The organism is Bartonella sp. AA86SXKL, assembly GCF_042196885.1.
This window is the reverse complement of sequence record NZ_JBHIRE010000547.1, coordinates 342-570: the sequence shown is the minus strand read 5'-3', so window position 1 is coordinate 570 and position 229 is coordinate 342. Positions and strand designations below refer to the sequence as shown.

Below are 229 nucleotides of genomic sequence, written 5' to 3'. Positions count from 1 at the left end.
AAATTTAAATCAGAACTTCGTAGAAATACCAAAGTTCAATTGCTGCAAACGATCCCCTTCTTGCTTTTTTATTGGCCACGCATAATCAAAACGCAGCGGACCAAACGGCGAATCCCACATCAAACTAACACCTGCGGACGAACGCCATGCACTTTTGATATTTGTAACAGGCGTTTCACCCTGAAAAACAGGTTTATAATTACTACCATAAAGCGTTGCAACATCCGCA

Annotated in this window: 1 protein-coding gene; it reads right to left on the bottom strand. The window is 41.5% G+C overall.

What is annotated here, in order from left to right; genetic code table 11:
- Positions 1 to 9: 9 nt before the first annotated feature.
- Positions 10 to 229 (bottom strand): BamA/TamA family outer membrane protein (locus ACFIO5_RS13205; RefSeq protein ID WP_375705656.1); only part of this gene is annotated, 220 nt, incomplete at its 5' end.